Here is a 9,756-nt window from a genome sequence, read left to right on the forward strand (position 1 = left end):
GTTCACCGACCGTCCCGATTTCCACGAGGCCCGCGCCGCGGCGCTGGTCGAGCCGGAAGAGGAAGAGGTCGAGGTTGAGGCGCTGGCGCGTTCGGTCGTCACCGATTTCGAGAATTACGTCAAGCTGAACAAGAAGATCTCGCCCGAAGTGGTGGGTGCTGCCAGCCAGATCGACGACTACTCCAAGCTCGCCGACACGGTTGCCTCGCATCTCGCCATCAAGATCCCCGAGAAGCAGGAGATGCTGGCCACGCTGTCGGTCAAGGAGCGGCTGGAAAAGGCGATGGGCTTCATGGAAGCCGAAATCTCCGTCATGCAGGTGGAGAAGCGCATCCGCTCGCGTGTCAAGCGCCAGATGGAGAAGACGCAGCGCGAGTACTACCTGAACGAGCAGATGAAGGCGATCCAGAAGGAACTCGGCGAAGGCGAGGACGGCCGCGACGAGGCCGCCGAGATAGAGGCGCGCATCAAGAAGACCAAGCTCTCCAAGGAGGCCCGCGAAAAGGCGGAAGCCGAGTTGAAGAAGCTCCGGACGATGTCGCCGATGTCGGCTGAATCGACGGTCGTGCGCAACTATCTCGACTGGATCCTGTCTATCCCGTGGGGCAAGAACTCCAAGGTCAAGCAGGACCTGGCTTTCGCGCAGAACGTGCTCGATACCGACCATTTCGGCCTCGACAAGGTCAAGGAGCGCATCGTCGAGTATCTCGCCGTGCAAAGCCGCCAGAAGAAGCTGAAGGGGCCGATCCTGTGCCTCGTCGGCCCTCCCGGTGTCGGCAAGACCTCGCTCGGCAAGTCGATCGCCAAGGCGACTGGACGCGAGTTCATCCGCATGGCGCTGGGCGGCGTGCGTGACGAGGCCGAGATCCGTGGCCACCGGCGCACCTATATCGGCTCGATGCCCGGCAAGGTCATCCAGTCGATGAAGAAGGCCAAGAAGTCCAACCCGCTCTTCCTGCTCGACGAGATCGACAAGATGGGCCAGGACTTCCGTGGCGATCCGTCATCGGCGTTGCTCGAGGTCCTCGATCCGGAACAGAACTCGACGTTCATGGACCACTACCTCGAGGTCGAATACGATCTGTCGAGCGTCATGTTCGTGACGACGGCGAACACGCTGAACATCCCGGCGCCCTTGATGGACCGCATGGAGATCATCCGTATCGCCGGCTACACCGAGGACGAGAAGATCGAGATCGCCAAGCGGCACCTGATGCCTAAGGTGATCCGCGATCACGCGCTGCAGCCGAAGGAGTTTTCCGTCGGTGAGGACGCGATCCGCGCCATCGTCCAGACCTACACCCGTGAAGCGGGCGTCAGAAGCCTGGAGCGCGAGCTGATGAAGCTCGGGCGCAAGGCGGTGACCGAGATCCTGAAGACGAAGAAGAAGACGGTGAACATCACGGCGGCGAACCTCGCCGATTACCTCGGTGTTGAACGCTTCCGCTTCGGTCAGGTCGAGGCTGACGATCAGGTCGGTGTCGTTACCGGACTCGCCTGGACGGAAGTCGGCGGCGAGCTGCTGACGGTCGAAGGCGTCATGATGCCCGGCAAGGGCCGCATGACGGTGACCGGCAATTTGCGCGACGTGATGAAGGAATCGATTTCGGCGGCGGCCTCCTATGTCCGCTCGCGCGCCGTCGATTTCGGCATCGAGCCGCCGCTGTTCGACAAGCGCGACATCCACGTGCACTTGCCGGAAGGCGCCACGCCGAAGGACGGCCCGTCTGCAGGTGCTGCCATGGCGACAGCCATTGTATCGGTACTGACGGGTATTCCGGTCCGGGCGGATGTGGCGATGACCGGCGAGATAACGCTTCGCGGCCGCATCCTGCCGATCGGCGGGCTCAAGGAGAAGCTGCTCGCCGCACTGCGCGGCGGCATCAAGAAGGTGCTGATCCCGGAAGACAATGCCAAGGACCTGGCGGAGATTCCGGACAATGTGAAGAACGGCATGGAGATCATTCCGGTCTCACGTGTCGGCGAGGTGTTGCGCCACGCGCTGGTGCGTATGCCGGAGCCGATCGAATGGGTCGAGCCGGTCAATCCGCCGGCTGCGACAGACAGTGCCGACGACGCTGGAAAGTCCCTGGCGCATTAGAGCGCCGGGCGTCCATCTGGACGCACAAAGGACGCTCTAACGCCCAGACTTGCGCATGGCCCTTGCCGCAAACCGGCTACGGTTTTCGGGGCCATGCGTTGGTTTTCGTCGAGGTTGCAGCGCACAAACGGAGAGCCGGGCCTGACGCCCGGCTTTTTCATGTGAAAAACCCCGGAATTCCGGGCTTTTTCCGCTTTTTTCCTGCCTTTTCGACTTGGTTGCGGGAGCGCTTCTTTCTAAAGTCCGTTTCCTGCCGGATGAGTCGATAGTTCCGGTGTTCTCATGGAAGGGAATTTTTATGAACAAGAACGAACTGGTGTCCGCTGTCGCCGACGCCGCGAGCATTTCGAAGGGTGACGCGCAGTCGGCGGTCGATGCGGTATTTTCCGTGATCACCGGCGAACTGAAGAAGGGCGGCGATGTCCGGCTTGTCGGCTTTGGCAATTTCACCGTGTCAAAGCGTGCCGCCTCGACCGGCCGCAATCCTCAGACCGGCGCCGAAGTGAAGATCCCGGCGCGTACCGTGCCGAAGTTCTCGGCCGGCAAAGGCCTCAAGGACGCAGTCAACTAAGCGTTTTTTCTTTTCAGAGACCTCAGAAAAGCCGGGCTTGCCCGGCTTTTCATTTTGGTGCCCTACGCCGGTTCATGCGACCAGAAAAGCCGGGCTTGCCCGGCTTTTCATTTTGGTGCCCGACGCTGACGCGACGCGGCCGGCTTATGCGGTCGGCGCATCAGTGCGCATAAGACCTTCCTCCTTGAGATCCGCCCAAAGTGCTGCGGGCAGTTTCGCATCGAGCAGCGAGCGATTGCTCTCGACTTCGCTCGGCCGTTGGCCACCGGGGATCACCGAAACGACTGAAGGATGCAGCAGCGGGAATTGCAGGGCGGCCTCGATCAGCCTGACACCATGACGCTTGCAGACGTTCCCGATCCCGGCGACCCGGTCGAGTATGTCCTTCGGCGCTTCGGAGTAGTTGTAGTAGGCTCCGGGCTTCGGCCCTGTTGCGAGGATGCCGGAGTTGTAGGGTCCGCCGAGAACGATGCCGATGCCGCGTGCCTGGCAGAGCGGCAGGAAGGACGTCAGCGCCTCCTGTTCCAAGAGCGTATAGCGCCCGGCCAGCAGGAACAGATCGAAGTCGCCGCGCTCAGCCAGCGTCTGCGCGACCTGCCACTCATTGATGCCGCCGCCGAACGCCTTGATCACGCCCTGGTCGCGCAGCGACAGCAGGCCGTAATAGCCCGAGCGCATGAACTCCTCGATGCGCCGGTCGGAGGCTTCCTTGCTGCCATGCGTGAAGATGTCGACATCGTGCACGAAGAGGATGTCGATCCGGTCGACGCCGAGGCGCTCAAGCGAGGCTTCGAACGAGCGCATGACACCGTCATAGCTGTAGTCGTACACCTCGCGGCGTGATGGCGTGTCGAAGAACTTGCCGATGCCGGTGCGCTCTTCGGGCGGGCAGGCACGCATGATGCGGCCGACCTTGCTCGACAGCACATAGTCGTCGCGCTTCTTGCCGCGCAGGAACGGGTTGAGCCGCGTTTCCGAGAGGCCGAGCCCATAGAGCGGCGCGGTGTCGTAGTAGCGGCAGCCGGTCGCCCAGGCGGCCTCCAGCGTAGCGTTGGCGTCCTCGTCGGAGACGGCACGGTAGAGATTGCCGAGCGGCGCCGCGCCGAAGCCGAGCTCGGTGAAACTGATGCCGCCATTGCCGATGCGGTCGAAATGCCGTGTCTTCATATCCTGCTGTTTGCCTCGCCTGATTTGTCTGACATGACACTATCACGCCTGTGATCAGGCAAAAGCATAGCTGCGCGTTGGACACGCATTTTCGCGGTTGCTAGCATGAACGAAATCAAGCTGTTCGTGGCAGCAAGAGCGGCAAATACCAGGGTGATTTTTCAATGGCGGGTTTGCGGTGAGCGACAAGAGCAAAAGCCTGTTCGAGACCTCACTTGAGGAGCTGGGTGGCGTGCTGGCACGCATCGACGAAAGCCGGATCGACGCCGCCTGCAAAACGCTAGCCGGCGCGCGACAGATCGTCGTCTATGGCTGCGGCCGCGAGGCCTTGCAGGTCAAGGGTTTTGCCATGCGGCTCTACCATTTGGGCCTGCCGGTTTCCGTGGTCGGCGACATGAACACGCCGCCGCTGGGGCAGGGCGATGTCTTCCTGGTCAGTTCCGGGCCGGGAGAAACCTCGACCGTGCTGACCCTGATGCAGGTCGCGCGCCAAGCAGGTGCAACCAATCTCCTGCTGACCGCCCAGGCCGAAGGCAGCGCGGCAAGGCTTGCCGACTTCACGCTGCTCATTCCCGCGCAGACCATGGCCAACGATCAGGGGGCGCAAAAAACATCGGTCCTGCCGATGGGCTCGGTGTTCGAAGGCGCGCTGTTCCTGCTGTTTGAGGTGATGGTGCTGAAGCTTAGGGAATTGACCGGCGTGTCGCCCGAAGCCATGCGCGCCCGCCACACCAACATGGAATAGATCATGCGCTATGAACTGATGCTGCCACACCAGATCCGCAGGGCGATCGCCGAGAATTGGCCGGTCGCTCTGCCGCTCGGCGTGCTGGAATACCATGGCGAGCATATGGCCGTCGGCATGGACACGCTGGCCGTCATCAAGACGCTGGAGCTGTTCGAAAAGGAGAAGGACGTCGTCATCCTGCCGCCCTTCTACTACGGTGCGGCAAGCTATGCGGTGGCGCCGCCGGAAGGCAGCGGCTCGGTGCAGGTCGGCGGCAATGCGCTGGCGCCGTTCGGCGAGGAGCTGTTCTACAGCCTGTTGCGCATCGGCTTCCGCAACATCCACGCCATTATCCACCACCAGACCGAGAACTTTGTCGCCGGCATGCCGACCGATCTGGCGTTCAAGGCCGCCGGCCGCCAGGCGATCTTCCGCTTCCTCGAAAAGGAGCGCGGCGAGGGCTGGTGGGGGTCGCAGGCGATGGCGGACTATTATTCAGGACACGCGGCGGGTGAAAATTTCTTCAACTGGGTGCAGGTGCATCCGCTGATGTCGGCTGACATGAACGGCAAGTACCCGTTCGACCATGCCGGCATTGGCGAGACCTCGCTGATGCTGGCGCTATGCCCGGAGGCTGTCGATGCCAATCACTTCGCCGACAATACCGGCTGGTACACGGCGAGCGCCAAGGATGCTTCGGCAGAGCTCGGGCAGAAGGGCGTCGCCATGATCATGGACCACCTGCGGGCAATATTGGGACGCTAGCGCGCGGCTTCCCTTCTCCCACAAGGGGGAGAAGGTAAGAGGGCGCCATGCTACTTCACCGCGCCCGCGGTCATGCCCATGATCAGATAGCGCTCCAACGCGATGCCAATGACGGCGAGCGGCGCGATGGCCGCCGTCGCTAGTGCCGCCATCGACCACCAGTTGATGCCTTGCGAGCCGGTCTGGCTCGCCACCATGACCGGGATCGTCTTGGCGTCGGTCGAGGTCAAAAGGGCGGCGAAGAAATACTCGTTCCAGCACAGCACCATCGCCAGGATGAAGGCGGCGACCATGCCCGGCAGCGCGATCGGCATGACGATGCGGAAGAACGCGCCCCAGATCGACAGCCCGTCGACAAGGGCGGCTTCCTCGAGCTCGACCGGGATCGAGTTGAACTGGTCGCGCATGATCCAGATGACGATCGGCAGCACCATCAGCGTGTAGAGCAGGATCAGCCCGATGCGCGTGTCGAGCAGGCCGACCTCGCGGTAGAGCACCAGGAAGGGCAGCGCCAGCACCACCGGCGGCAGGATCAGCTGCGACAGGAAGAAGAACGAGATGTCCTCGTTCTTGAACCAGGCGAAATGGTAGCGATAGCGGGTGAGCCCGTAGGCGGCGAGGCTGCCGATGATGATGGCGAGGCTCGACGCGCCGACCGAGGTGATCACCGAATTCATGAAGCGCTTGAGGAACTCCTCGCGCACGGTCGAGGTCTGGAAGATCGAGTCCGGCGACAGGCCGAGCGAACGCCAGCCCTTCCAGTCCGGCTGGAAGTCGACGAAGGGGATGAGATGGCCTTGCGTGACGTCGACTGCGGTTTTGAACGAGGTCGTGATCGTCCAATAGATCGGGAACAGGCAGATGAACGCCCAGAAGGCCAGCGCGCCATAGATGAAGACGCGGCTGGCGAGGAAGCTCGCCGGCGAGCGGATCTCCGAGGCGACATATTCGGTGGTCTGAACGCTCATCGGGCTCAATTCACCCCCATCTTGCTTTAATTGACATTGCGGACAAAACGGTTGGCAAATTTCAACAACCACGTGACGAACACGACGATGATCACCAGATAGGCCATCGCCAGCATGGTTCCGTAGCCGACATTCGAGCGGTCGCGGTATTCGCGGTAGATGAAGCTCGACACGGAATCGGTGGCGCCGCCGGGGCCGCCGGACGTCACGGTGATGATGATGTCGGCAAGCTTCAGCTTGAAGATGATGCGCAGGACCACCGCCGTCACCGACACCGGCAGCATCAGCGGGAAGGTGACCTGCCAGAAGGTCTGCCACGCATTGGCGCCGTCGACGCGTGCGGCTTCGAGCACCTCGCGCGACATCGCCTGCAGCCCGGCCAGCAGCATGATCATCATGAACGGAATGAAGGTCCAGGCATCCAGTATCATGATCGATATGCGCGCGATGATCGGATCGGAGAAGAAGGCCGGATTTTCCCAGCCGAGATGGCGCGCCAGCGTTGCGGCCGGTCCGAACCTGTATTCCATCAGCGATTTTCCGATCATCCACGACACCGCGACCGGCGACAGCATCAGCGGCATCAGGAAGACGACGCGGAAGAATTTTCGCGCCCGGATCTGGGCGTTGAGGAGCAGCGCCAAGCCGAAGGCAATGACATATTCGACCGCCACCGCCAGCACGTAGAGCACCATGTTGAACAGCGCGTTGCGGTAGTAGGGATCGCCCAGCATCTGCCAGAAATTGTCGAGCCCGTTGAACCGGCGGCCGCTGAAGGAACTGAGGTTCCAGTCGGTGAGTGCGATGTAGAAACCGAACAGCGTCGGGAAGATGACCATGGCGATGGTGAACAGCAGCGCCGGCAGCAGAAACAGGGCACGCTGGCCGTCTTCGCCGCGCGTCAGCACCTGGCCGACACCGATCGCCACGCCCCACAGCACATAGGCATAGACGACGGGGCGCCAGGTCTCGAAGCCGATCGTATCGGGGCTGCCCTTGTAGAGGATCTCCAGCACGATCGTCGCCAGCAGGCCAAGCGTCGCAACGGCCATCAGCGCCCAGCCAAGGCGTTTACGGCCTGGAGAGATCAGATCGGAAGTGCCGGCATCTGCCGGCCACGGGTTCGCGGTCGATGTCTGGTCAGCCACAAATCTCGCCCGTTTGAAGGCTCTCGAGGAGCCGGAGCCTGTCTAAAGTGGTCCGGCGTTGCCGCCGGACCACGGTTCATAGGCCAGCCTACATGCCGAGCGAAGCTTTGTAGAGCTTGATCTGGTTGTCGCGCCCGATCTGGTCGGTCAGCTTCTCCCATGCCGCCGCGATGGCGTCGGCGCCTTCCTGCGCCTTCATCTTGCCCGCGAAAGTGTTGGCCAGGATGTCCTCGGCGGCGCTGTAGTACTGGAAGATGCCGGGGATGCGTGGCTCGATCGCCGCGTTCGGATGGTTGTAGCTGTCGGATTCCGATTTGAGGTAGGAGGTGATGAAGGCCTCGTCGTAGCCGGCCGCCACCCATTCGGGAATGTCGAAATGCGAGTTGCGGTAAGGCTGGAAGCCCGACGGATACATCGCCGTCCAGATCGACAGGTCCTTGCCGCCGAGATGGGCTGCAGCGGACCATGCCGCCTTCTTCTTCTTTTCGTCGGCATCGACGCGGGCCATGACATAGACGCCCCAGCCGAGATAGGCGCAGTTGGGCGCATAGTTCGGGCCGCTGGCGAGCTTGTCCCAGGCGCCGGTCTTCGCATTGTAGACATCGTCCGAGCCCGGCAGGATCGAGAAGCCGGTGACGTCGCCGACGACGGAAGAGTCGTTGGTCTTGACGTTGGAGCCGACGTCGCCCCACCAGGTGACCATCGAGCCGGTGCCGGCCAGGAACTGCTGGAAGGCGGTCGTGTTCGGATCGGCGTTGATCTGGTCGGCGGGTTCGGAGGGCAGCGCGTCGATGACGTCCTGGATGGCGCGCACCCAGGCCGGATTGTTGACGCGCGGCTTCATCGTGTCGGCGTCGAACAGCCAGGCCTTGTCGTCGGGGTGCTTGGCATAGGCGGTGGCGCGGCTGCCAAGGAAATAGAAGCCGAAGCCGCCCCAGGGCTTCGGCGCGTCGAGATAGCCATAGACGTCCTGGTCCTTGAGCTTCTTGCCCTTCAGGAACTTGGTCACCGCCTGAACCTGCTGCCAGGTCTTCGGCACGCCCCATTCACCTTCGCCGCCGCCGTCCTTCCAGGCCTTGGCGAGGTCGGCATCGGCGAACACGTCGGTGCGGTAGTTGAAGTTGTGCGCGTCGCCGTCGACGGTCACGCGGTATTGCTTGCCGTCCCAGGTGCCGACCGGCGGCTTCAGATAGCTGACCAGATCGTCGAAATCGATCTGGGTCTTGACCCAGTCGGGCATTTCCGACGTCAGGCCCTTGCCGCAGACATCACCTTCGAACGGCGCGCCCATTTCGATGATGTCGAAGTCGACGGTCCCGGTCGCGATCGACTGCTGCAGGCGGGCGTTGTAGTCGGCCTGCGCCAGGTCGATCCAGTTGATCTTGGCGCCGGTATAGGTCTCCCATGGCTTCAGGAAGCCGCGGAACAGCACATTGTGCAGGTTCTGGTTGTTGAGACCCATGAAGGTCAGCTCGACGCCGGCGAATTCGCCTTCCTTGACATTGGCCTTGGTGGCTTCGAGGCAGAGTTCACCGACCTTCTGGAAATCGGCGTCCGTCGGCTGGCCTTTGCCGACGCCGGGGATCTGCAGGATTTTTGTGCGCAATTCGCTTGCCGCGGAGGCCGGGCGCGTCAAGGCGCCAAGTCCGGCGCCGGATGCGGCTGCGATCGCGGCCATGCTTGCCGCACCCTTCAATATGTCGCGCCTTGTGGCGCCGGCTCGAACCAGTTTGTCGTAAAGACCCGTTCTCATCGCCTATTCCTCCCAGAACATCAGTGTGAATAAATCGGCCAACTGTCGGACGCCGGAGCGCCAACGATGCTCCCGTTTCGGAAACGAATTAGGCAGGACCCCACCCTGCGTCGATTGAAGTTCCGATTGCGGATCGGGCACCGACATTTTGACCAGCGCCTGCCACTATTCTCACAACCCAACGCCGTGTCAACGAGAGCGGGTTTTTATCTATAAGGGACCGACTTGCCCTGGCAGGTCGCGTTGGTTAGCTTCTGCGCCTACGGCTAATGGAGCCGATGGGGGAGACATGGCGCAAGTCGCGATCAGCAAGGTGGCCAAGGCCTTTGGAACGGTCAAGGTTCTGCACGAAGTCAGCGTCGATATCGCAGACGGACAGTTCGTGGTGCTGGTTGGCCCTTCGGGTTGCGGCAAGTCCACGCTGCTCAGGATGGTGGCCGGGCTGGAGACCGTCTCCGCCGGCACGATCGCCATCGGCGACCGCGTCGTCAATCATCTGCCGCCGGCCAAGCGCGACATCGCCATGGTGTTCCAGAACTATGCGCTCTATCCGCAC

General features: G+C 62.2%; 9 protein-coding genes. 5 read left to right on the plus strand and 4 right to left on the minus strand.

The annotated features are described in order from the left end of the window. Together lon and EN994_RS06850 are read left to right on the plus strand one after the other, a co-directional pair. Positions 1-2,101: endopeptidase La (gene lon, locus EN994_RS06845; protein WP_127307455.1), on the plus strand; the 2,101-nt coding region annotated here is incomplete at its 5' end. A 298-nt stretch (positions 2,102-2,399) separates the two neighbouring features. After that, on the plus strand, positions 2,400-2,672 hold the full coding sequence (locus tag EN994_RS06850; protein WP_006201846.1) for an HU family DNA-binding protein: 273 nt from the start codon (positions 2,400-2,402) through the stop codon (positions 2,670-2,672). Positions 2,673-2,816: 144 nt separating this feature from the next. Here the strand turns inward: EN994_RS06850 and EN994_RS06855 are convergent, their stop codons facing one another. Continuing rightward, positions 2,817-3,839: an aldo/keto reductase gene (locus EN994_RS06855; protein WP_127307456.1), complete on the minus strand. Its 1,023-nt coding sequence runs from the start codon at positions 3,837-3,839 to the stop codon at positions 2,817-2,819. Positions 3,840-4,017: 178 nt separating this feature from the next. On the opposite strand from EN994_RS06855, the gene EN994_RS06860 reads away from it, so the two are divergent. Next, complete coding sequence (locus EN994_RS06860; RefSeq protein WP_027162393.1) at positions 4,018-4,584, plus strand: SIS domain-containing protein; 567 nt, start codon at positions 4,018-4,020, stop codon at positions 4,582-4,584. 3 nt (positions 4,585-4,587) lie between these two features. Next, positions 4,588-5,331 (plus strand): creatininase family protein, encoded by a 744-nt coding sequence (locus tag EN994_RS06865; protein WP_063167792.1) that lies wholly within the window; start codon positions 4,588-4,590, stop codon positions 5,329-5,331. 50 nt (positions 5,332-5,381) lie between these two features. Here EN994_RS06865 and EN994_RS06870 read toward each other — a convergent pair whose 3' ends face one another. The 3 genes from EN994_RS06870 to EN994_RS06880 form a co-directional block, all read right to left on the minus strand. Next, on the minus strand, positions 5,382-6,299 hold the full coding sequence (locus EN994_RS06870) for a carbohydrate ABC transporter permease (RefSeq protein WP_013532185.1): 918 nt from the start codon (positions 6,297-6,299) through the stop codon (positions 5,382-5,384). Positions 6,300-6,325: 26 nt separating this feature from the next. Further along, positions 6,326-7,447 (minus strand): sugar ABC transporter permease, encoded by a 1,122-nt coding sequence (locus EN994_RS06875; RefSeq protein ID WP_024504588.1) that lies wholly within the window; start codon positions 7,445-7,447, stop codon positions 6,326-6,328. 88 nt (positions 7,448-7,535) lie between these two features. Further along, positions 7,536-9,200 (minus strand): sugar ABC transporter substrate-binding protein, encoded by a 1,665-nt coding sequence (locus tag EN994_RS06880; RefSeq protein ID WP_013532183.1) that lies wholly within the window; start codon positions 9,198-9,200, stop codon positions 7,536-7,538. Positions 9,201-9,489: 289 nt separating this feature from the next. Here EN994_RS06880 and EN994_RS06885 point away from each other — a divergent pair. After that, positions 9,490-9,756: ATP-binding cassette domain-containing protein (locus EN994_RS06885; RefSeq protein ID WP_127307457.1), on the plus strand; the 267-nt coding region annotated here is incomplete at its 3' end.

Origin of the sequence: Mesorhizobium sp. M7A.F.Ca.CA.002.09.1.1 (assembly GCF_003998555.1) — a bacterium.
Classification (GTDB): domain Bacteria; phylum Pseudomonadota; class Alphaproteobacteria; order Rhizobiales; family Rhizobiaceae; genus Mesorhizobium; species Mesorhizobium ciceri.

Coding starts and splice junctions, on each gene's coding strand:
- EN994_RS06850 (WP_006201846.1), top strand. CDS start 2,400: ATGAACAAGAACGAACTGGTGTCCGCTGTCGCCGACGCCGCGAGCATT.
- EN994_RS06855 (WP_127307456.1), bottom strand. CDS start 3,839: ATGAAGACACGGCATTTCGACCGCATCGGCAATGGCGGCATCAGTTTC.
- EN994_RS06865 (WP_063167792.1), top strand. CDS start 4,588: ATGCGCTATGAACTGATGCTGCCACACCAGATCCGCAGGGCGATCGCC.
- EN994_RS06870 (WP_013532185.1), bottom strand. CDS start 6,299: ATGAGCGTTCAGACCACCGAATATGTCGCCTCGGAGATCCGCTCGCCG.
- EN994_RS06880 (WP_013532183.1), bottom strand. CDS start 9,200: ATGAGAACGGGTCTTTACGACAAACTGGTTCGAGCCGGCGCCACAAGG.